The organism is Pseudomonas petrae (assembly GCF_021728295.1).
Classification (GTDB): domain Bacteria; phylum Pseudomonadota; class Gammaproteobacteria; order Pseudomonadales; family Pseudomonadaceae; genus Aquipseudomonas; species Aquipseudomonas petrae.
Genome location: NZ_JAKJXE010000021.1, coordinates 30,893 through 52,958, shown reverse-complemented (window position 1 = coordinate 52,958; position 22,066 = coordinate 30,893). Strand labels below are relative to the sequence as shown.

The following is a 22,066-nucleotide window of genomic DNA, read 5'->3' as shown; positions in this document are numbered from 1 at the left end:
TGCACAGTCAAATGCTCGATGCCCGCCTTGAAGAACAACAAGCCGTGCTACTCTAAGAGTTGGCTTAAGGAGTGTCATATCTATACTCTAACAGCGCTGTCCGATGTTTCAAACCATCGAGCCCACGCAAAGGAATCTGGGCGAGACCATTTGAAAGAAACTTTAAAATCTCTGCTTGCGCAGTCAAATAAATAGAAAGGTTCTCGCCTAAACTCTCAGGAATCGCGACCGAGTTAATTCGCTTAACAAAACCTTGCTCAAAACCATTCAAATCAATCAATCCTAGTGCGGCAATATTCCTCAGAGCCGCCAATTGAATTTGACTCATATCTCTGAAAGCAGCCTTGGGATTCAGTGGATCGCGATACGTATTAGATAAACTTTTCGCCAAACGCCTTCCATGCGCAAGCGTAGAGGGGAGCCTTATATCATTTATCGCAGAGGGAAATGCCAAATAAAAATCTAAAAGACGAGCCTTATCCACCTCAAGATCTGGGATTAAGCCCATCAATGCCATCATCCGAAACACACAATGATACGCATCAAACGCCGGATGATAGATCAGCATTTTTATCCCACCGTATGTGGCAATTCCCTGCCAAAAAGAAAAGCAAACCAAGCAGATCTTTTACCGTAAACTCCATAAAGTTCTCGCCCAACATTGACTTAACGGCCTGCAGCGCTCTACTGATGCTAGAATCAATCGCTAATCTGTCGCCTCCACCTTCAATAACTGGAGTGACAGTCAGCATATATATAGTATGTAACTCATCAAGAAGAATAGTGTATACGCGCTGGGCGCTTCGTGACGACTGGTATCTCATCACCAATTTGTAAGCGCGCTCCTTTTCCCCCATCGCAAAATGCAGCATATCCAGCCGCCCACTATCACGTAACTTTTCTTCAAGCCCACGGACATCGCCATCTGTAGGCATAGACATATAATGCTGTAGTTTTTGGGAGAACGTGTTGCCTGACAACTCGCCAACCCCGTCGAGTTTGAGCTTGGCGTAAAGAATAGCCAGTTCCTGTATCGACTCCGACGTTATTATATTAACGTCGGTGTTATATATACTTCCCCCGGCAATATCTCGACCAGAGGTGTTATTTGACTGGTTGATAGACAAGAGCCAACTACACTCTTTTATTTTTGTTAACTATGTCACCACCAGCCAAGTCCCTGCCAGCGCTGTTACCTTTCTGAGAGGTAAATGTACTTCTCGATTTACGAGAAGTGCGGTTGCTTATCGCTAATTTCAGTGTCCAGCCAGCGCCCAAACCTGCGACAAAAGTCAAAATGTGCGAGAGATATTCCATTACCAACCTACGTCAAATGAGAAAGCCGATGATCCTATGCCCTACGGGCTTGTACCGGAGAGTAGCTGATGGCCATCAGGGCGTCTACACCACTAAGGTCTTACCCCGGTAAGTGGAGCATACGAAAGCGCGTCTATACGCGGCGGTTACGGTCAGTTCTTTCGCTCAGCGTCTGCCGTCTTGGCTAAAGGACGCGGCAAAGCGTGGATTGCTTGAAGTCTTGCCAGGAGGACTGAGAGCCATACTCCTGATTGTGGCCTTTGTAGCACGGCCTGCGGTCACGAGTACTAACCCACAAATACAGAATTTCAACAAGACCATCGTCTCCATCCCGACCTGGCGGTTGATGTCCGAGTCGTTCAAGAACTGGCGAGGGATGCAGCAATCCGGGGGACGCAGGATCAAGCGCAGCCTGTTCATCGACGCCAGCGGTGTGCGGTTCGTCTCCGATGAAGAAGAACAGAAGCTGACCCAGGTTCGGCTTCTGACCGACTACATGGGCCGCAAGAAAGCCGAGCTCAAGGCGTGGAACGAAGCGCAGGGCAATGTCGCCGAAATGTCAGCCAATCGCCGTCGCATCACCAACATCGGCACGTTCCGCGCCTACGCCCTGGCGTATTTGAAAAGCCACGCCGACATTCACCCGGACATGACCTGCACGGTCCGCCAGATGGAAGCCACGGCCCAAGGTGTTCCGCTGGAAATCTACTGTTTCACCCGCACCACCAGTTGGGGGGACTACGAGCGGATTCAGGGGGATATCTTCGATTACCTGCTGGCGGTGCTGCCGGAGTTCGGGCTGGGGGTTTATCAACAGCCGAGCGGGGCTGATTTACGGATTGGGTTGGAGAAGATGTCGTCGAATCAAAGTCTGCAGCAACCGGGCAGCCTTTAACGCAAAAGTGCAGCTATGGCGCATCGTTTTCAGTGCTGACCCCGAATCGAGCGGAGAACTCTTTCCTTCCGTTGGGCGTCAACGCCAGCGCCCTACTGTCGAGGTCCTGAATAACCCATTTGCGGCTGGTCGCTATGTGCAGGAAGGCAGCACCCAGTGCTCCGGCGAGATGCGGGCGGCGCATGCTCCAATCCAGGCATGAGCAGGCGAAGCGACGTCGCTGCGCCCTGACTGTCTCCACATCAAGCCCCAGGTCGGCCATCGCTTTTTCGCCGCTGACAGTGAGTTGATAATTACCATCGTCAGGGGCTGACATGGTCAGCCAGCCTGACTCGAGGAAACGATCGTGCAGTTTTACGGCCAATGAACCCGCCATGTGGTCATAACAGGTTCGTGCGATTTGCAGTCGACCCGGGGTATTCGGGACGAACCGGGTGTCCGGCTTCTGACTGATCACCATAAGGGCCTCAATCGCTCTGGCCACATCTGCGTCCGCCAGACTGTAATACCGATGCCTGCCCTGCGTGTGCAGCTTCAGCAGCCCGTCCTCTTTGAGCCTTGCCAAATGCGCGCTTGCAGTAGAGGCACTTACGTCGCCGATGACAGCCATTTCTGTGCTTGTACGTGCATGCCCATCCATCAACGAACAGAGCATCTTCGTCCTTGCTGGTTCGGCGATTGCGCCGGCGACCCTTGAAATGGCGGTGTCATTGCCTGGGGAGTCCATATTTCGTTCCTGAACGAATCGTTAACGTGCGCAGTGCCGGATATTAGCCGTTCTTTGTGAACAGGACTTTCAGAAATGACGCCGTTTGAAGCAGCCAGCCATGCCGACCCTTATATTTATTACGCTGGTTTAAGGCAACGAAAGGGGCTGTTGTTCGATGCAGATCTACGCCTGTGGATCGCCAGTGATGCCAGTGCCGTAGAGGCCATTCTGGAACATTCGAACTGTCGAGTCCGTCCTCTTGATGAGCCGGTTCCTCTCGCCATTGCACAGGGCGCCGCGGGGCGTATTTTCGGTCGTCTCATGCGCATGAACGAGGGAGCTGAACACCAGTGTCCAAGAATGGCCATCGCGCCCGCTTTGGCTTCTGTGCATGACGAAAACATCGCAGAAATTGTGTCGCAGGTGTTCGAGTCCCTCCATGCCCCGGTCGACGCCCTCAATGAATTGATGTGGACGTTGCCCTTATCCGTCATAGCAACCTTGATGGGCGTTCCTTTCACCCAGTTACGTGAAGTAGTGACCCTGACCCAGAATTTCGTGGGCTGTCTTTCCCCCTTAAGCGACAAGACCAAGCTGGATGAGGCCGATGCCGGAGCGACTCGGTTGAGTCAACTGTTCGCAGAGTTGCTGCTTGGCGAGAATGAAAGAAGTCGCTTCATGAGCCACGTGTTGAGGGAATGTGACGTGACGGCCTGGAGAGACCGAGACGCATTGATCGCTAATCTGATCGGCCTGTTATCACAGACCTGCGAAGCCACCGCAGGCTTGATCGGCAACACCCTCATAGCAATTCATCGTAACCCCGACCTGTTTGAAACCCCTGAACAACCGGCGCGCGTTGCAGAGTGGGTAGCCGAGGCGGCGCGCCACGACTCCCCCATACAAAACACCCGGCGGTTCGTTGCCGAGCAGTGTGTTATCGAAGGCTGCGTCCTGAAGGCCGGGGATACGGTTCTTTTGTTACTGGCTTCAGCGAACAGGGATCCTTGCGCAAACCCGGATCCCGACAACTTTTTGCTCACACGGCCACACCGTCGAATATTCAGCTTTGGCTCAGGCAGACACGAATGCCCAGGCCAGCAACTCGCCTTGCGTATTGCCTCTGAAGCGGTTTCAGAACTGTTGCGTAGACAGCCCAACGCCGCTGTCCGCGCTAATCAATGGCGCTACTTGCCCTCGCTTAATGCTCGGATTCCTTATTTCCATCGCAGCCGGGAGACTCAACAATGATCGCCGTTATTTTTGAAGCGTGGCCACATGAGGAGCAATACCAGCGGTATCTTGATCTTGCGGCTGAACTGAAGCCATTGCTGGAAGGTTTGGATGGGTTCATTTCAGTAGAGCGTTATCAGAGCCTCAGTGAGCCAGGAAAAGTTCTGTCGCTGTCATTTTGGCGTGATGAGGACGCCATTAAACGGTAGCGCGGCCTTGAGTTGCATCGTGCCGCGCAACTTACGGGGCGTAGGCAAGTATTCAATGATTACCACCTGCGCATTGCTGAAGTGGTGCGAGATTACAGTCTGGAGAATCGTGCTCAAGCGCCGGGCGATAGCAGACGCGCTCATGAATAAAATAACTTAAAACAACAAAAAGCCCGGCATCTGCCGGGCTTTTATTGTGGGTCTTATTACACCCAAAGACTTACTGATAACGCTGGTAGCTCGAACCGAACTCTTTGCGGTTTTCAGCAACGGTGACGGTGCCGGAAGTCTGAGTGGCGAAAGGCTTGACCGCCTCTTTGCTGGCGACTTTGCTGTCCAGAACGGTAGCGCTGGAAGCATCGACGATGGCGCGTTGGTTGATGTGCTCTGGGCTGGCGAATGCAGAACCGGCAGCCAGGATGGACAATGCGAAACCGAAGGCGATGGACTTTTTCATGATGTAGATCTCCGCGTAGTTGCTGGTAAGTTGGTTAAGTCGTTTCGTTGGGGCCAATCTATTCGGTTGATCCCAACATGAAAAACCAAGCATGAAGATACTTAACATCACCATCGCTGATGTCGTTAACGCGGGCGTCTAACCCGGCTGTTTCAGAGAATGGTTCGTCGTTGAACAAGACCGCGCCGACTGATCCACACCGATGAAACAATCACCAGCCCGCCCAAAAACAGCTTGCCCAGGTCCTCGTTCTGCCCCCAGATCAACAGATTGATCAGCAGCCCCACCGGCACATGCAGGTTGTTCATTACCGCCAACGTGGCGCCGTTGACCAGGCAAGCGCCTTTGTTCCACCAGTACATGCCAAGCGCGGTGGAACACAGGCCGAGGAACAGCAACACCACCCATTGCTGAGGCGCATCCGGGAGATGCTGCGCGTTGCCGAACAGCAGAAACGCGGGCAACGCCACAGCCAGGGCGCCGAGGTAGAAATAGCCGAAGCGACGGTAGTGCGGCAGATCACTGGGGTAGCGGGCGACCAGGTGTTTGTAGAGCACCTGCCCCGCTGCGTAGGTGAAATTCGCCACCTGCAACAGAAGGAAGCCGCCGAGGAAATTCGGATCAACCCGGTCGTAACGAATGATCACGGCGCCGAGCACCGCGACCATGGCCGCCATTAGGCCCCACGGATTGAAGCGCCGGTTGAGAGCGTCTTCGATCAGCGTGACGTGGAGCGGCGTCAGGATGGTGAACAGCAGCACTTCGGGGACCGTCAGCACGCGGAAGCTCAGGTACAGGCAGACGTAGGTGACGCCGAATTGCAACGCGCCGATCAGCAGCATACCGCGCATGAATGGCGGCTCGACCCGACGCCAGCGCGTCAGCGGGATGAAGACCAAACCGGCCAGCACCACCCGAAGCAGCACGGCAAAATAGCTGTCGACGTGCCCGGCCAGATAAACGCCAATCAGGCTGAAGGAGAACGCCTGAATCAGCGTCACGAAAAGTAGATAGCCCATGGTCGCCCCTTTTTTGAAGGCGGCGACCTTAGCCGGTTGGCCATGGCGTGTCTATTGAACAGGTCGGCTGGACCACCGTTAGCGGCGATCCCGGGCCCGGAAAGAAAAAACCCGATCAACCCGGCGCAGTCCTGCGGGTCGATCGGGCAATGCACTCAGGAGCGAACGAGTGCCAATGGAGTGTCGATGAACGCGAGCATCATCAGGCGGCGGGATTAACAGGCGATTAAGGGGTCAGGTCGGATGTCGCTCCAGCATTCGAACGCCCATCCCCTCGGCATGTCAGCGGCGGACGTCTCGATCAAAGAAGCGGACTATTGCCCCGAACCCATCTAAGAATTTGTTTTATCGACGAAGCCGAAGTACGCTCCGTCGACCCCGCTGCGTGGGTTACAGAGGCTCGCAACTCAGGGAGATGCGCAGCTTAACGATGTCGCGGGTGAATTTCGCGGTGACTTCGGTGCTGCTCTTCGGCGCGACCTGGACCCGGCGCGTGCGCGGGGCTTCCGGCCCGTTGCGAAAGACCACGCTGCACTTGGCGGGAACGTCGCCAAAGTTATTCAGGGTGATGTTGCCGATGTCGTAGGCGACGTCATGACTGTTGTAGTCGACCTGCACGCCCTTGATGTCTTTCTCGACGTCAATCGGGTAGGCGAACGCGCTCAGCGGCAACATCGCCAGCAGCACACAACAGATTCTTTTCATGGGGCAGTCTCCATTCAGGGACCGCCAGCTTAGGACAACAGGAGCGAGAGATGAAAGCGCCCCGCGTGACCCTTGATCAATGGCGCACGCTGCAAGCCGTTGTCGACCATGGCGGTTTTGCTCAGGCCGCTGAAGCGTTGCACCGTTCGCAGTCGTCGGTCAGCTATACCGTCGCCAGGATGCAGGACCAGCTCGGCGTTCCGCTGTTGCGCATTGACGGCCGCAAAGCCGTGCTGACCGAGGCGGGTGAAGTCTTGTTGCGGCGCTCGCGGCAACTGGTGAAGAACGCCAGCCAGCTGGAAGATCTGGCCCACCACATGGAACAGGGCTGGGAGGCCGAGGTGCGTGTGGTCGTCGACGCCGCGTACCCGAACGCGCGACTGGTGCGGGCGCTGACAGCCTTTATGCCGCAGAGCCGCGGATGTCGGGTGCGGCTGCGTGAGGAAGTGCTGTCGGGCGTGGAGGAAGTGTTGCTGGAAGGTGTAGCCGATCTCGCCATCAGCGGCTTCAGCATTCCGGGCTATTTGGGTAATGAGATGAGCAAGGTCGAGTTCGTCGCCGTGGCCCACCCCGGGCACGCGTTGCATCAGTTGCAACGTGAGCTGAATTTCCAGGACCTGGAAAGCCAGTTGCAGGTGGTGATTCGTGACTCCGGGCGCAATCAACCGCGCGACGTCGGCTGGCTCGGCGCCGAACAGCGCTGGACGGTTGGCAGTCTCGCCACGGCGGCTGCGTTCGTCAGCAGCGGCTTGGGGTTTGCCTGGTTGCCGCGCCACGTCATCGAGCGGGAAATCAACGAGGGCGTGCTGAAGATTCTGCCACTGGACAAAGGCGGCAGCCGGCACCCGACGTTTTATCTTTACTCAAGCAAGGACAAACCGCTCGGGCCAGCGACGCAGATCCTGATCGAGCTGATTCAGAGCTTCGACACCGCGCCGCTGGATGTGCCCTTCCCGGGGCCGCAGCAGATGCTGTGAAGAACGCGTCAACTGGTACGCCTTTGGATTGATGCTGCTCAAACTGGCCCCTTCCCGGCTGAAGCCGGTCCCACGAGAACAACGCGTGCACTTGTAGGACCGGCTTTAGCCGGGAAAGCGTCAGGCGTTACACCGCAAATTTAATGGTGTTCATGCTGGCCCCTTCCCGGCTGAAGCCGGTCCTACGAATGCACCGCATTACCCTGTAGGACTGGCTTTAGCCGGGAACGCGTCAGGCGTAGCACCGCAAGTTTAATGGTGCTCACGCTGGCCCCTTCCCGGCTGAAGCCGGTCCTACGAATGCACCGCATTACCCTGTAGGACTGGCTTTAGCCGGGAATGCGTCAGGCGTCACACCGCAAATTTGATGACGCTCCATCCGGCCCCTTCCCGGCTGAAGCCGGTCCCACGAGAACACGCCTCGCCACACCCCCACTGTCCAAATGCCCGCAAACGTGCTTCCCTTACGTCCTGTTTTTTCGCAGTCGACATCAATTTCAGGACTCTGACCATGCTGAAGAAAATCGCCCTCTCCGCCGCTGCCGTGTTGTTCGCCGGTCATTTGATGGCCGCTCCGGCGCCTCACGTTGTGCTGACCACCAGCTTCGGCGATGTGGAAATCGAGCTGAATCAGGACAAGGCGCCCGTCAGCACCCAGAACTTCCTCAAGTACGTTGACAGCAACTTCTACAACAACACCATTTTCCACCGCGTCATCCCCGGCTTCATGGCTCAGGGCGGCGGGTTCACCGCGCAGATGCAACAGAAGCCCACCAACGACCCGATCAAGAACGAAGCCGATAACGGCCTGCACAACGTGCGCGGCACCGTCGCCATGGCGCGGACCTCGGACGTGAATTCGGCCACCAGCCAGTTCTTCATCAACGTGAAGGACAACGCGATGCTCGACCACGGCGCCCGTGACTATGGCTACGCGGTGTTCGGCACAGTCGTCAAGGGCATGGACGTCGTTGATCAGATCGTCAATGCGCAAGCCGGCAACAAAGGTGGAATGCAAAACGTGCCGCTTGACCCGATCCTGATCAAGACGGCCAAGCGCGTGAACTAAGCTTGCCGCAAGCGTAAAAGCCGGGCGCCTGCCCGGCTTTTGCATTTTAAGGACCCGGCCACTTGAATCAGCGTGAGCAATCGCGTTTTCATGTGGTCTGATCCGAAGACTGCCATCGGGCCGCTCTCAAGCCGCTGCACCCAATCCCCATTCAAAGGAGAGCCCGCTCAAGCGTGGGCGTCATTGCCAATGCTCTATCGCCGTTTTGAACAGCTGATCGATATCTTCCGCGAAGCCCCCACCGCCGCCCCGCCCAACACCGTCACATCGTTCTACGTGTATTACCTGCGTCAAGTGTGGCCCAGCTTTGCCGCGCTGCTGGTGGTCGGACTGATCGGGGCGTTGATCGAAGTCTCGCTGTTCAGCTACCTGAGCCGCATCATCGATCTGGCCCAGGGCACGCCCAATCCGAATTTCTTCCGCGAACATGCGTTAGAGCTGACGTGGATGGTCGTCGTCGCGCTGGTGCTGCGCCCGATCTTCGTTGCGCTGCATGACCTGCTGGTGCATCAGACCATCAGCCCCGGCATGACCAGCATGATCAACTGGCAGAACCACAGTTACGTGCTCAAGCAGAGCCTGAATTTCTTTCAGAACGACTTCGCCGGGCGCATCGCCCAACGCATCGTCCAGACCGGCAACGCGCTGCGCGACTCGGCGGTGCAGTCGGTGGACGCGTTGTGGCACGTGCTGATCTATTCGATCAGCGCGCTGGTGCTGTTCGCCGAGGCTGACTGGCGCCTGATGATTCCGCTGCTGAGCTGGATTTTCGCGTTCATTCTGGCGTTGTGGTACTTCGTGCCACGGGTCAAGGAGCGCTCGGTGATTTCCTCCGACGCGCGTTCGAAACTGATGGGCCGTATCGTCGATGGCTACACCAACATCGCCACGCTCAAGCTGTTTGCGCACACCAATTCGGAGCAGCAGTACGCCCGAGAGGCCATCAGCGAGCAGACCGAGAAGACCCAGCTGGCAGGCCGCGTGATCACCGAAATGGACACCGTGATCACCACGCTCAACGGCATTCTGATTGTCACCACCACGGGCCTGGCGTTGTGGCTGTGGACCCAGTCGTTGATTTCGGTGGGCGCGATTGCGCTGGCGACCGGTCTGGCGATTCGGATCGTCAACATGTCCGGCTGGATCATGTGGGTGGTCAACGGCATCTTCGAAAACATCGGCATGGTTCAGGACGGTCTGCAAAGCATCGCGCAGCCAGTGGGCATTACCGATCGGGACGCGGCGCCGAAGCTGGCCGTCAGCCGTGGCGAGGTGAAATTCCAGGACCTCAATTTCCAGTACGGCAAAGGCAAGGGCGTGATCCACGGCCTGAACCTGGACATCAAGGCGGGCGAGAAAATTGGTTTGATCGGGCCGTCGGGCGCCGGTAAATCGACCCTGGTGAATCTGCTGCTTCGTTTGTATGACGTACAAGGCGGGCGGATCCTGATCGACGATCAGGACATTTCCCACGTCGCTCAGGAAAGCCTGCGTTCGCACATCGGCATGATTACCCAGGACACGTCGCTGTTGCACCGCTCGATCCGCGACAACCTGCTTTACGGCAAACCGGATGCGACCGACGCGCAATTGTGGGAAGCCATGCGCAAGGCCCGCGCCGACGAGTTCATTCCGCTGCTGACGGACTCCGAAGGCCGCACCGGGCTGGATGCCCATGTTGGCGAGCGCGGCGTCAAGCTGTCCGGTGGTCAGCGTCAGCGCATCGCCATCACCCGCGTGCTGCTCAAGGACGCGCCGATCCTGATCATGGACGAAGCGACGTCAGCGCTGGATTCGGAAGTGGAAGCGGCGATTCAGGAGAGTCTGGAAACGCTGATGCAGGGCAAGACGGTGATTGCGATTGCTCACCGGCTGTCGACCATCGCGCGGATGGATCGCTTGATCGTTCTGGAAAACGGCGTGATCGCTGAAAGCGGGACCCATGCCGAGCTGCTGGCCCACAAAGGGTTGTATGCACGGTTGTGGGCGCATCAGACGGGCGGGTTTGTCGGGGTGGATTGATCAAGACATCGCGCGAACCGTAGGAGCCGGCTTGCTGGGGAACCCGATCTGTCATTCGCCACTGTGGTGGCTGAACAATCGCCTTCGCCAGCATTCCGCAGGACGGCCGCCGCATGTATAAACGACACAAAATCCTTGTAGGAGCGCGCTTGCCCGCGAACGTAGAGTGTCAGCCACTGGATATTTAGCTGACCCACCGCAATCGCGGGCAAGCGCGCTCCTACAGTTGATCTCGATCAAAACCTCACATCTATGTTGAATTCAAATCGGTAGGTGGATTCGCCGCCCGCTAGATCTTCACTCCGCCTGCCGATACGGCAACGCCCCGCGCGCTTCTTCGGCGTAGGCCAGAATCCCCGCCCGTTCCTGGGTCAGAAAATCCGCTACCGCCTCCCGCAATCCCGGGTGCGCCAGGTAGTGCCACGAGTGGGTGATGACCGGCTCGAAGCCGCGAATCAACTTGTGCTCCCCTTGGGCGCCGGCGTCGAAGCGCTTGAAGCCGTGGGCGATCGCGTAATCCATGCCCTGATAAAAACAGGTTTCGAAGTGCAGCCGGTCGAACTCGGCCAGGCAGCCCCAGTAGCGGCCGTAAAAACTGTCGCCGCCAATCAGGCTGAACGCCATGGCCACCGGCCGTGAACCCTGACGCGCCAGCACCACACGAATCGCTTCGGGCATGCGCTCGGCGACCAGGCTGAAGAATTCCCGCGTGAGGTAAGGCGTTTGCCCACGCACTTCGTAGGTATTGGAATAGCAGGCGTAGACGAAATCCCAATGCGCCTCGCTCAGCTCGTGCCCTTCAAGCAAGTCGAAATCAAAGCCCTGCCCCGCCACTTGCTCGCGCTCCTTGCGCATCTGCTTGCGCTTGCGTGAGCTCAAGACGTCGAGAAAATCCTGAAAATCCCGATAGCCGCGGTTCTGCCAGTGGTACTGGCAGCCAATGCGCTGCAGCCAGCCGGGTTGTTCAGCAAGCAACGCGTCGGCGACCGGGTCGGTGAAGTTGACGTGAACGCTGGACAGCTCCTCGCTCTGGGCATAACCCGGCAGGCAGGCCAGCAGTTCGCGGCCATCTTCCGGGGTCTTCGCCAACAGCCGCGGCCCGCTTACCGGACTGAACGGCACGGCCACCAGCAGCTTGGGGTAATAGGCCAGACCGGCGCGACGGCAGGCGTCCGCCCAGGCGTGATCGAACACGTATTCGCCATAAGAGTGCCACTTGCGGTAAGCCGGCAGGGCAGCGATGAGTTGCTTGCCCTCGTAGTGCAGCAAGTGCTCGGCGCGCCAGCCGGAACGCGGCCCAAGGCTGCCGCTGTCTTCCAGCGAACTGAGAAAGGCATGGCGCAGAAACGGCGAGTCGCCAGGTATCAGGGCGTCCCACTGTTCAGGTGCAAGGTCCGACAGTTTATCCAAACGGTGTAACGACATCTCGCCACTCCTGGTCCAGTCGTGTGGTCGCGCTAACGTTTGCGCAGTATCACTTATTCACAGGGTCTGCACGTGAATTTACTCGATACAGCGCTCTAGTCCGTGGCTTCGACGAAATTTTCTCATGTCATCGACATGACATCACTTCGCCACTGTTTCGTCATAAACGCTGGCAATACTGGCGCCAGTTTTTAGAGCCAGAGGCTCCAGGAACTCCCATTTTTTCCCGCCCACCCTTGGTCGGCTGATCCCTGGATGATTCGGTCATCCCTTCTCAGTTACGGAGATTGATATGCGTCTTGCTTCCACGAAAACTGCGGCAGCCCTGTGTGGTGGTGTGCTGCTGGCCATGAGCGTTCCGGCCAGCGCCGCAGTCGACGCGAAACTGCTCGACATGCTCAAGGCCAACGGCTCGATTTCACCTGCTCAGTACGCCGAACTGCAAACCGAGCTGACCAAAGACCAGCTGGCTCAGCAACAGGCCCAGAAAGCCACGTCCGACCAGATCGCCGCCGCTACCGCTGCCAAGTCCTCCGAACTGTCTGCCTTCGAGCAGAAAGTGGCATGGGCGGCGAAGACTCAGTTCAAAGGCGACGTTCGCGTTCGGCAAGAGACGGTCAAGATCGACGACCAGAACAACAGCCAGGACAAAAACCGTCAGCGTATCCGTGTGCGTCTGGGCGCTTACAGCGAGATCAACCCGCAAGTCAGCACCGGCATTCGTATCGCCACCGGTGGCGACAACAAGGCCAACTCCACCAACGTTGACCAGAACGACTACTTCACCAAGAAAGACCTGTGGCTGGATCAAGGCTTCATCGATTACCACCCGACCGCGATCCAGAACCTGCACGTCATCGGCGGCAAAATGGCTCAACCATGGGTCAGCGAAGGCGACGTGATCTGGGACAACGACATCAACCCTGAAGGTCTGGCCGCTACTTACAGCCTGCCGATCAACAAGGGCTTCGAGCTGTTCGGCAGCGCCGGTACCTACACCCTCAAGGACAACATCAGCGGTGAAGGTACGCAGTTCAAGAACGACCTGCGCCTGAACGCGGCTCAGTTGGGTACGCGGATCGCCATCACCGACAACGTGAAAATGACAGTCGGCGGTTCGGTCTACAACTACGAAAACTCCAACGACTGTAATCCGGCCGCTGCCAGCACCAGCACGACGTTCTGTGGCTTGAGCATCAACGGCAACAACACCACCGACTTCCGCCTGTATGAAGGCTTCGGTCAGCTGGACCTGACCGGCTTCGCCGTACCGGTCGGCCTGTACGGTCAGTACGTGGTCAACAGCGCCACCAACAGCGACGAAGACACCGCATGGCTGGCGGGTGTGAAAACCAAGGTGTTCGGTTTCGGTCTGGACTACAACTACCGCGATACACAGCGTAACGCTGTGGTGGGTGCCTTCACCGACTCCGACTTCGCCAACGGCACTACCGGTTCGCGCGGTCACAAGCTGAGCGTTTCCTACGACATCGACAAGAACTTCGCGGTCGGCGCGACGTACTTCCTGACCAAAGCGGACTTCGCGACCTCTGCGCTGCCACGTGACCAGGATGCCAACACGCTCCAACTGGACGTGCTGGCGAAGTTTTAAGAAAGCGAGCTAAAAGCAAAAAGCTTCAAGCGGCGTGCTCCTGCCGCTTGAAGCCGCTACAGACCTCATGCCCGCCGTTGCCCTGTCGGATCCCCATCATCCGTTCCGACAGAGCAGCGCCGGGCTTTTTTGTGGGCTGCACAAATCTTCTGCTGATCGCGATCCCTTGTAGGAGCGCGCTTGCCCGCGATTGCGGTGTGCCAGACAGCGCCTATGCCACAGACAGATTGCATCGCGGGCAAGCGCGCTCCTACAGAGGAAAAACGCATCACTTCTTGCGCAAAATCACGCTACCAATCGAATACCCGGCGCCGAACGAGCTGAGTACGCCCAGCGCGCCGCTTGGCAGGTCGTCCTGGTGCTCGTGAAACGCGATCACGGAGCCGGCGGAGCTGGTGTTGGCGTAGCGGTCGAGGATCACCGGAGCTTCTTCGACGGTGGCGTCGCGGCCCAGCAGTTTCTTCACAATCAGGTGGTTCATGCTCAGGTTGGCCTGATGCAGCCAGAACCGTTGCACGTCGCCGATGTTCAGCTGATTCTCGTCCAGGTGCGCAGCCACCAGCTCGGCGACCATCGGGCAGACGTCGCGGAACACCTTGCGGCCTTCCTGTACGAACAGTTTGTCCGGCTTGCCTTCGCCCTCTTCCGCCGCGCGGTTGAGGAAACCGAAGTTGTTGCGGATGTTATTGGAGAACGTCGTCAACAGCTTGGTGCCGACGATATCGAACTGATGCTGTGAGGTCGCCAGGTCAGCGCGCTCGACCACCACCGCCGTGGCCGCATCACCGAAAATGAAGTGGCTGTCACGGTCGCGGAAATTAAGGTGAGCGGTGCAGATCTCAGGGCTGATGACCAACAGCGCCCGCGCCTGGCCCAGCTTGACGCTGTTGCACGCCGTCTGAATGCCGAACGTGGCCGAGGAGCACGCCACGTTCATGTCAAAGCCGAAGCCCTGAATGCCCAGCGCCGCCTGGATTTCGATGGAGATCGCCGGGTATGCGCGTTGCAGGTTGGAACAGGCGACGATCACGCCGTCGATGTCAGCGGCGGTCTTGCCGGCACGCTGCAGGGCCTGCCAGGCCGCGGCAACGCCCATCTCGCAGAGAATCGACCATTCGTCATTGGAGCGCTCGGGCAGGCGCGGCTTCATGCGCTGCGGGTCGAGAATGCCGTCCTTGTCCATCACATAACGGCTTTTAATGCCGCTGGCTTTTTCGATGAACGCCGCGTTGGATTCCGTCAGTGCCTGAACCTCCCCCGCTTCGATCGCGGCGGCATTTTCGGCGTTGAACTGGGCAATGTAGGTGTTGAAAGACTGCACCAGCTCATCGTTGGAAATACTGTTGGCGGGGGTGAAAAGCCCGGTGCCACTGATCACGACTTCGTACACGGTCGTTCCTCTCGAGATAAAAGCGGCTCATTGACGGCAGCAGCTGAACAGCCAGCACAAGCGAGGACGTTAGCGATCTGGAACGAAGGTCCCAATGCAACGAAGCAGCAACCCGCTTGGCGGACGACGGATGTTTATGACGCTATGAAGTTTAGCCGCGAAGTTTGCCATAACGGCCGCAATTTCGCGCTACCGGGTGATACAAACGGGGCAGTGATCCTGCCCCAAATGCCGCACGATCTTCCACTGGGTGCCGGGGATCCACTGTAGGAGCGCGCTTGCCCGCGAATGGGGTGAGTCTGTGGCATAGGAGTCGTCTGACTCACCGCGATTCGCGGGCAAGCGCGCTCCTACAATAGGTCCCTATCAAATCAAGGATTTGCGTTGAATGCAGGACCCGTGAGGGCTTCAGCCCTCGACCTGGGTCCACTGCTTATTCAGGCGCTTGTCCGAGATCGGCACTTTGGTGCCCAGTTGCTGGGCAAACAGCGAGACGCGGTATTCCTCCAGCCACCAGCGATACACCACAAGCTCCGGGTCCCGCTTGCCTTCCTGGGCATGTTTGTCGGCGCGGGTCTGGTACTGCGCCCAGAGATTGCCCAGTTCGATGCTCCAGACCCGGTCCTTCTGCGCCTGGCTACCGAGTTTCTCAAGGCGGATTTCGATGGCCTTGAGGTAACGCGGCAGTTCCTTGAGCCACACCGCCGGCGTTTCACGAACGAAACCGGGGTAGACCAGCTTGCTTAGCTGACCCTTGATGTCGTTCAGCGCCACGGCCTGGGCCAGATCGATCTTGCCCTTGAAACGCTTTTGCAGGCCATGCCACAGCTTGAGAATCTCCAGCGTCAGCCTCGCCAGCCGCTCGGCATGTTCGGTCAGACCGCCACGTTTGCGCTCGGCCAGGGACAACAGCCCGGCACCGTCTCGCGGCAGGGTCGCTTCACCCTCAAGGATGCAGCTGTCGAGACTCGCCAGCAGGATGTCTTCGATCAACCCATCGACCCGACCCAGATCGCGGTACAGCAACGCCAGCTCGGTCTGGCCGGGCAACTTGCTGCGCAGGAACTTGGCCGGCTCGGCCAGTTGCTGCAACAACAACCGTTGCAGCGCTCGACGGTGCTGATATTCGGCCTCGGCCTGGGTCGAGAAACGCCCTTCCTTGACCGCGCCGCCCTCTTCCACCAGCGCCGGGTACACCGTCATCGACAGCCCGGCGATCTGCTGTTGAGTCTTCTCGGCCACCTTTGCGAAGCCCTTGGCTTCGACCGGTTGCTGACCTTTCGCCGACTGCGGCACCGCCAATGCAGCCTGTCCGGCCTCGGCGAACCGCGCGGTCAGCTCATCCAGCTCCCGGCCTTCACCGAGGAACTTGCCGTTGGCATCGACCACTTCAAGGTTCATTTTCAGGTGGCTTTCCACCTGCTGCGCCGCTTCGGCCCAAGCTTCGTCGGTCACCCGCACGCCGGTCATGCGCAACAACTCACGGCCCAACGCCTGGGGCAACGAGCCTTCGGCGAAGACCATCCGCTGCAACGCGGCTTTGACAAAATCCGGCACCGGTACGAAATTCTTGCGCAACGCCTTGGGCAGATTGCGCACCAGCGCCACGCATTTGGTTTCCAGCAGCCCCGGCACCAGCCATTCCAGGCGCTCGGCGGGCAATGACAACAACAGCGGCGCCGGCACCCGCAGGGTCACGCCGTCACGCGGATGGTTCGGTTCGAAGTGGTAGGTCAGCGACAGGGTCAGTTCGCCCAGGCGCAAGGTGTCCGGGTACTGATTGGCCGTGACCTCGCTGGCTTCACGGGCGAGCACATCTTCCTCGCGCATGATCAGCAACTGCGGGTTCTTCTGGCTCTCCATCCGGTACCAGGCGTCGAACGTCGCGGTCTGGTGAATATCCGCCGGCAAGCGTTCGTCGTAATAGCGGAACAGGGTTTCTTCGTCGGCCAGAATGTCGCGGCGACGCGCCTTCGCTTCCAGTTCGTCGAGCTGTTCCAGCAATTTGGCGTTGGCTGCGAGGCATTTGGCCCGAGACTGGATTTCACCACGCACCAACCCTTCGCGGATGAAGAACTCGCGGGACACCACCGGATCGATCGGCCCGAAATGCACTGGCCGACGCCCAACGACGATGAGGCCGAACAGGGTGATCTGTTCGAAGGCGACGACTTGGCCGCGCTTCTTTTCCCAATGGGGCTCGAAGTGGTTTTTCTTGATCAGGTGCCCGGCAAGCGGCTCGATCCAGTCCGGTTCGATCTTCGCCACCATGCGTGCATATAGCTTGGTGGTTTCGACCAGCTCGGCGGCCATGATCCATTGCGGGCGCTTGCGACCCAGCCCCGATGACGGATGCACCCAGAATCGCCGCTGACGCGCGCCCATGTAGTCGCCGTCTTCGGTCTTCTGAGCGATCTGGCTGAGCAAGCCCGATAGCACCGCCTTGTGAAATTTCGGAAAATCGGCTGGCTCTTTGTTGACCGTCAGTTGCAGGTCGCGGCAGATCAAACTCAGTTGGCGATGGGAGTCACGCCATTCCCGCAGGCGCAGGTAATTGAGGAAATTGCGCCGACACCAGTTACGCAGCGGACTGGCGGTCAGGGCCTGGCGCTGTTCTTCGAAACCACGCCACAGATTGACCAGCCCGGCGAAGTCGGAGTCCTGATCTTTCCACTGCGCGTGGGCCTGATCGGCGGCCTGTTGACGCTCCGGCGGACGCTCGCGCGGGTCCTGAATCGACATCGCGCTGGCAACGATCAGCACTTCCTGCAAGCTGCCTTGCTTCGCCGCTTCGAGCAACATGCGGCCCATGCGCGGGTCCACCGGCAGGCGCGCCAGCTGCCGGCCCATCGGCGTCAGGTTGTTCTCGCGGTCGACCGCCGAAAGCTCCTGCAACAGGTTGAAGCCGTCGCTGATCGCTTTGCCGTCCGGCGGCTCGATAAACGGGAAATCAGTGATCTGGCCCAAACGCAGGTGGAGCATCTGCAGAATGACCGCCGCGAGGTTGGTGCGCAGGATTTCCGGATCGGTGAATTCAGGCCGTGAGAGGAAATCTTCTTCGCTGTACAGGCGCACGCACAGGCCCGGCTCGACCCGACCGCAACGGCCCTTGCGCTGGTTGGCGCTGGCCTGGGAAATCGCTTCGATGGGCAGCCGCTGCACTTTGGCGCGGTAGCTGTAGCGGCTGATGCGCGCGGTGCCGGTGTCGATGACGTAGCGAATGCCCGGTACGGTCAGCGAGGTTTCGGCGACGTTCGTAGCCAGTACCACGCGACGGCCCGGATGAGACTGGAAAATTCGTTGCTGCTCGGCTGGCGACAGGCGTGCGTACAGCGGCAGGATTTCGGTGTGCTTGAGTTGCGCCTTGCGCAGCATTTCAGCGGCGTCACGGATTTCCCGCTCGCCGGGTAGAAACACCAGCACATCGCCGGGGGACTTGCGCTCGCTGCGCTCGAAGGCGGCCAGTTCGTCCAGCGTGGCAAGAATCGCCTGATCGACAGTCAGGTCTTCCTCGATGCTGTTGCCCTCTTCGTCCTGCTGGGCCGTCATCGGCCGGTACCAGGTCTCCACTTGGAAGGTCCGGCCCGAGACTTCGATGACCGGCGCCTTGTCGAAATGCTCGGAGAAGCGTTCGAGGTCGATGGTTGCCGAGGTGATGATGACTTTCAGGTCCGGGCGACGGGGCAGCAGGGTTTTCAGATAGCCAAGGAGGAAGTCGATGTTCAGGCTGCGTTCGTGGGCTTCGTCGACGATGATCGTGTCGTAGCGCTCAAGATAGCGGTCGTGCTGGGTCTCGGCGAGCAGGATGCCGTCGGTCATCAGCTTGATCAGGGTGTTTTCGTCGCTCTGATCTTCGAAGCGCACCTGATAACCCACCAGCCCGCCGAGCGGCGTGCCGATTTCTTCGGCGACCCGGCTGCCGACGCTGCGTGCAGCGATTCGACGCGGCTGGGTGTGGCCGATGAGGCCGTGCTGTCCGCGACCGATTTCCAGGCAGATCTTCGGCAGCTGAGTGGTTTTACCCGAGCCGGTTTCGCCGGCAATGATCAAGACCTGATGCTCAAGAATCGCTTTCTTGATCTCGTCGCGCTTGGCGGCGATGGGCAGGTTTTCGTCGTATCGCATGGTCGGCACGCTGTGCCCGCGACTCAGCACACGGGCGCACGATGCCTGCACGCGGTCGACCCATTGCGCCAGCTTCGTCTCGTCCGGTTTCTTGCGCAGCTCATGCAATTGCCGGCGCAAGCGATGACGATCGCTGATCATCGCGTGGTCGAGGTTCTTGAAGAGTGGGTCGATGGAGGTCGAATCGTCGGTCATCAGGGCGCGGAATCTTTCTATCTGAATGCAGGGCGCGGATTGTCGCAGATTTGGTGGGGCGGATGCAGGTCTGTGGCGCAAAGGCATTCACGGGGAGGGTGTGAGTCCTCGCGAGCAATGTGAAGCGCCACCCCGGTCGCTACCACGAGGTCGGTGACGGCTTCCACATGGAGGGTGTATGCCAAAAAATTAATGGCGGTCATGCGGGCCTCTTCCCGGCTAAAGCCGGTCCCACTAAGAGCAGCGCGTGCATTGAGTAAAATATGTGGCGATCACACCGGCCTCTTCCCGGCTAAAGCCAGTCCTACAGTGGGTGCGCAGTAGGTCTGTGGGACCGGCTTTAGCCGGGAAGCTTGTGATCTGCTTTTGATCTTCAACGCAAAAGGCTCAAACACCACAAATCGCGACTTGGGTGCAGGCTGAACGCAGGTCTCGCGCAGTGGGCCGAGCCGCATGGATGCGGCGAGAGCGCCGTCAGGACATGGATGTCCGTTCGGCGCGGGCCCACGGAGCGAGACCGGAGTGAAGGGACCCCGAGGAACGAGGGGCCAAACCGAGAGCAAGCACCTTTGGTTACTTGGGGATGGTGCGACTTTCGACTTTTCCAAGTAACTCGCCGAAGGCGAAACCCGAGGCCGTTAGGCCGTTAGGCCGACCACGGTGCCGGGGTTTGTGGTTGTCACGTCTGACTTAGGCCGGCTTTTTCAGCGCCAGCTTTTTCAGCTCTTCGTCGCGCAGTTCGCGGCGCAGGATCTTGCCGACGTTGGTGGTCGGCAGGGCGTCGCGGAATTCCACGCTGCGCGGCACTTTATAAGCAGTGACGTTGGCGCGCATGTGCTCCATGACCTGATCCTTGCTCAGGGTCGTGCCCGGCTTGCACACCACGAACAGCTTGATCGCCTCGCCGGATTTCTCGTCCGGGATACCAATGGCCGCGCACTGCAGGACGCCCGGCAAGGTCGCCAATACGTCTTCCAGTTCGTTTGGGTACACGTTGAAGCCGGAAACCAGAATCATGTCCTTCTTGCGGTCAACAATGCGCATGTAGCCATCCGGCTGAATGATCGCGATGTCGCCGGTTTTCAACCAACCGTCGGCATCGAGCATCTCGTCGGTGGCGTCCTGACGCTGCCAGTAGCCCTTCATCACCTGCGGGCCCTTGATGCACAACTCGCCCACTTCGCCCAACGGCAGCTCTTCGCCAGCGTCGTTGATGGTCTTGCACAGGGTCGAGGGCACGGGAATGCCGATGGTGCCCATCTGGATCTTCTGGAACGGGTTGACCGACGCCACCGGACTGGTTTCGGTCATGCCGTAACCTTCGCAGATCGAGCAGCCGGTCACATCTTTCCAGCGCTCGGCCGCCGCGGTTTGCAGGGCCATGCCGCCCGAGAGGGTGAGCTTGAGCGAGGAGAAATCCAGGTTGCGGAACTCGGCGTTATTGCACAGCGCAACGAACAGCGTGTTGAGCCCGACGAAGCCGGAGAACTTCCATTTCGACAGCTCTTTCACCATCGCCGACAAATCACGCGGGTTGCTGATCAGCACGTTGTGGTTGCCGCTCAGCATCATCGCCATGCAGTGAAAGGTGAACGCATAGATGTGGTACAGCGGCAACGGCGTGATCAGAATCTCCGTGCCTTCGTTGAGGTTGGCCGCCATCAGCGCCCGGCACTGCAGCATGTTGGCGATGAGGTTGCGGTGGGTGAGCATCGCGCCCTTGGCCACGCCGGTGGTGCCGCCGGTGTATTGCAGCACCGCGACGTCGTCACCGTTCGGCGAAACATCCTGCACCGGCTGACCATGACCCTTGGCCAGCACGTCGTTGAATTTGACCGCCTTGGGCAAGTGGAACGGCGGGACCATCTTCTTCACGTACTTGATGACGCTGTTGACCAGCAAGCGCTTGAGCGGCGGCAGCAGGTCGGCGACTTCGGTGACGATGATGTGCTTCACGCCGGTCTTGGGCACGACCTTCTCGGCCAGGTGCGCCATGTTCGCCAGGCAGATAAGCGCCTTGGCGCCGGAGTCGTTGAATTGATGTTCCATTTCCCGAGCGGTGTACAGCGGGTTGGTGTTGACCACGATGAGCCCGGCACGAATGGCGCCGAATACCGCGACCGGGTACTGCAACACGTTGGGCAACTGCACGGCGATGCGGTCACCGGGTTGCAGGTCGGTGTGCTGTTGCAGATACGCAGCGAAGGCACCCGACAGCGCGTACATCTCGCCGTAGGTGAGGGTCTTGCCCAAGTTGCTGAACGCAGGTTTGTTGGCGAAACGCTCACAGGACTGTTTCAATACGGCCTGTACGTTCGGATACTGATCCGGATCGATATCGGCAGCGATACCCGTCGGATATTTATCCTTCCAGAAGTTTTCGAGCATGGAAGCCGACTCCTCAGCGACAGCGTTTCTACACACCGCTTAATGCGATGATTTCTTGTGTTTGGAATTGTGTAGTCACCGCTTTTTGTTGACCGATGGGCACAAAAAGCGGGGCGAGCGTATCAGCTTTGCCAGAGGCCGCCTAGAGCCAAAAGCGGGCTCTCCAGTCACATACCTGACTCTTGAATATGCAGCGGTCACGTTCAGAGCAATGAACCTAAATGTCGGAAAATTCCTACGTGATGTTCATTTACGCGATGCGATAAACCTGCAGCGAAATACCAGGCAAAAAAAACGGCGTGATCATCACGCCGCTTGT

Annotated in this window: 15 protein-coding genes and 2 pseudogenes; 7 read left to right on the top strand and 10 right to left on the bottom strand. The window is 58.7% G+C overall.

The annotated features are described in order from the left end of the window. Positions 1 to 64 precede the first annotated feature (64 nt). Together L4G42_RS24830 and L4G42_RS24825 are read right to left on the bottom strand one after the other, a co-directional pair. Positions 65 to 568, bottom strand: coding sequence for an ABC-three component system middle component 5 (locus tag L4G42_RS24830; protein ID WP_237254424.1), 504 nt, complete (start codon positions 566 to 568; stop codon positions 65 to 67). Beyond that, entirely contained in the window at positions 543 to 1,127 is a 585-nt protein-coding gene (locus tag L4G42_RS24825; RefSeq protein WP_237254425.1) for an ABC-three component system protein, read from the bottom strand. Before L4G42_RS24825 ends, L4G42_RS24830 begins: the two co-directional genes overlap by 26 nt. 488 nt (positions 1,128 to 1,615) lie before the next feature. Between L4G42_RS24825 and L4G42_RS24820 the strand changes: the two are divergent. Further along, positions 1,616 to 2,212, top strand: a pseudogene (locus L4G42_RS24820) (mechanosensitive ion channel family protein); the annotation flags it as partial. Between the two features lie 13 nt (positions 2,213 to 2,225). On the opposite strand, the gene L4G42_RS24815 reads toward L4G42_RS24820, so the two are convergent. After that, complete coding sequence (locus L4G42_RS24815; RefSeq protein ID WP_237254426.1) at positions 2,226 to 2,939, bottom strand: ArsR/SmtB family transcription factor; 714 nt, start codon at positions 2,937 to 2,939, stop codon at positions 2,226 to 2,228. Between the two features lie 75 nt (positions 2,940 to 3,014). On the opposite strand from L4G42_RS24815, the gene L4G42_RS24810 reads away from it, so the two are divergent. Both L4G42_RS24810 and L4G42_RS24805 read left to right on the top strand, forming a co-directional pair. Then, entirely contained in the window at positions 3,015 to 4,172 is a 1,158-nt protein-coding gene (locus tag L4G42_RS24810; protein WP_237254427.1) for a cytochrome P450, read from the top strand. Beyond that, positions 4,169 to 4,513: pseudogene (locus tag L4G42_RS24805) on the top strand (antibiotic biosynthesis monooxygenase family protein). The gene L4G42_RS24810 and the pseudogene L4G42_RS24805 overlap by 4 nt, the downstream one beginning before the upstream one ends. Positions 4,514 to 4,583: 70 nt before the next feature. On the opposite strand, the gene L4G42_RS24800 reads toward L4G42_RS24805, so the two are convergent. From L4G42_RS24800 to L4G42_RS24790, 3 genes are all read right to left on the bottom strand, one after another. Next, complete coding sequence (locus L4G42_RS24800) at positions 4,584 to 4,820, bottom strand: hypothetical protein (RefSeq protein ID WP_237254428.1); 237 nt, start codon at positions 4,818 to 4,820, stop codon at positions 4,584 to 4,586. 152 nt (positions 4,821 to 4,972) lie between these two features. Next, positions 4,973 to 5,839, bottom strand: coding sequence for a carboxylate/amino acid/amine transporter (locus L4G42_RS24795; RefSeq protein ID WP_237254429.1), 867 nt, complete (start codon positions 5,837 to 5,839; stop codon positions 4,973 to 4,975). Positions 5,840 to 6,229: 390 nt separating this feature from the next. Further along, entirely contained in the window at positions 6,230 to 6,544 is a 315-nt protein-coding gene (locus tag L4G42_RS24790) for a 3-phosphoglycerate kinase (protein ID WP_065992674.1), read from the bottom strand. A gap of 50 nt (positions 6,545 to 6,594) precedes the next feature. Between L4G42_RS24790 and L4G42_RS24785 the strand changes: the two genes are divergently transcribed. The 3 genes from L4G42_RS24785 to L4G42_RS24775 all read left to right on the top strand — a co-directional run bounded on the left by L4G42_RS24785 (position 6,595) and on the right by L4G42_RS24775 (position 10,612). Next, complete coding sequence (locus L4G42_RS24785; RefSeq protein WP_237254430.1) at positions 6,595 to 7,521, top strand: LysR family transcriptional regulator; 927 nt, start codon at positions 6,595 to 6,597, stop codon at positions 7,519 to 7,521. A gap of 511 nt (positions 7,522 to 8,032) precedes the next feature. Then, the gene (locus L4G42_RS24780) at positions 8,033 to 8,590 is read left to right on the top strand and encodes a peptidylprolyl isomerase (protein ID WP_237254431.1); all 558 of its coding nucleotides are present in this window, start codon (positions 8,033 to 8,035) and stop codon (positions 8,588 to 8,590) included. A gap of 189 nt (positions 8,591 to 8,779) precedes the next feature. Next, complete coding sequence (locus L4G42_RS24775) at positions 8,780 to 10,612, top strand: ABC transporter ATP-binding protein (protein WP_237254437.1); 1,833 nt, start codon at positions 8,780 to 8,782, stop codon at positions 10,610 to 10,612. A 297-nt stretch (positions 10,613 to 10,909) separates the two neighbouring features. On the opposite strand, the gene L4G42_RS24770 is transcribed toward L4G42_RS24775, so the two are convergent. Continuing rightward, a complete protein-coding gene (locus tag L4G42_RS24770) occupies positions 10,910 to 12,037 on the bottom strand; it encodes a GNAT family N-acetyltransferase (RefSeq protein ID WP_237254432.1) in 1,128 nt (375 codons plus the stop codon). 292 nt (positions 12,038 to 12,329) lie between these two features. Here L4G42_RS24770 and L4G42_RS24765 point away from each other — a divergent pair, with 292 nt between their 5' ends. Next, the gene (locus tag L4G42_RS24765; RefSeq protein WP_237254433.1) at positions 12,330 to 13,649 is read left to right on the top strand and encodes a putative porin; all 1,320 of its coding nucleotides are present in this window, start codon (positions 12,330 to 12,332) and stop codon (positions 13,647 to 13,649) included. A gap of 268 nt (positions 13,650 to 13,917) precedes the next feature. On the opposite strand, the gene L4G42_RS24760 is transcribed toward L4G42_RS24765, so the two are convergent. The 3 genes from L4G42_RS24760 to fadD1 all read right to left on the bottom strand — a co-directional run bounded on the left by L4G42_RS24760 (position 13,918) and on the right by fadD1 (position 21,747). Then, entirely contained in the window at positions 13,918 to 15,039 is a 1,122-nt protein-coding gene (locus tag L4G42_RS24760; protein WP_237254434.1) for a beta-ketoacyl-ACP synthase III, read from the bottom strand. 408 nt (positions 15,040 to 15,447) lie between these two features. Continuing rightward, on the bottom strand, positions 15,448 to 19,359 hold the full coding sequence (gene hrpA / locus L4G42_RS24755) for an ATP-dependent RNA helicase HrpA (RefSeq protein ID WP_237260012.1): 3,912 nt from the start codon (positions 19,357 to 19,359) through the stop codon (positions 15,448 to 15,450). A 690-nt stretch (positions 19,360 to 20,049) separates the two neighbouring features. Beyond that, on the bottom strand, positions 20,050 to 21,747 hold the full coding sequence (fadD1, locus tag L4G42_RS24750) for a long-chain-fatty-acid--CoA ligase FadD1 (RefSeq protein WP_237254526.1): 1,698 nt from the start codon (positions 21,745 to 21,747) through the stop codon (positions 20,050 to 20,052). Positions 21,748 to 22,066 lie beyond the last annotated feature (319 nt).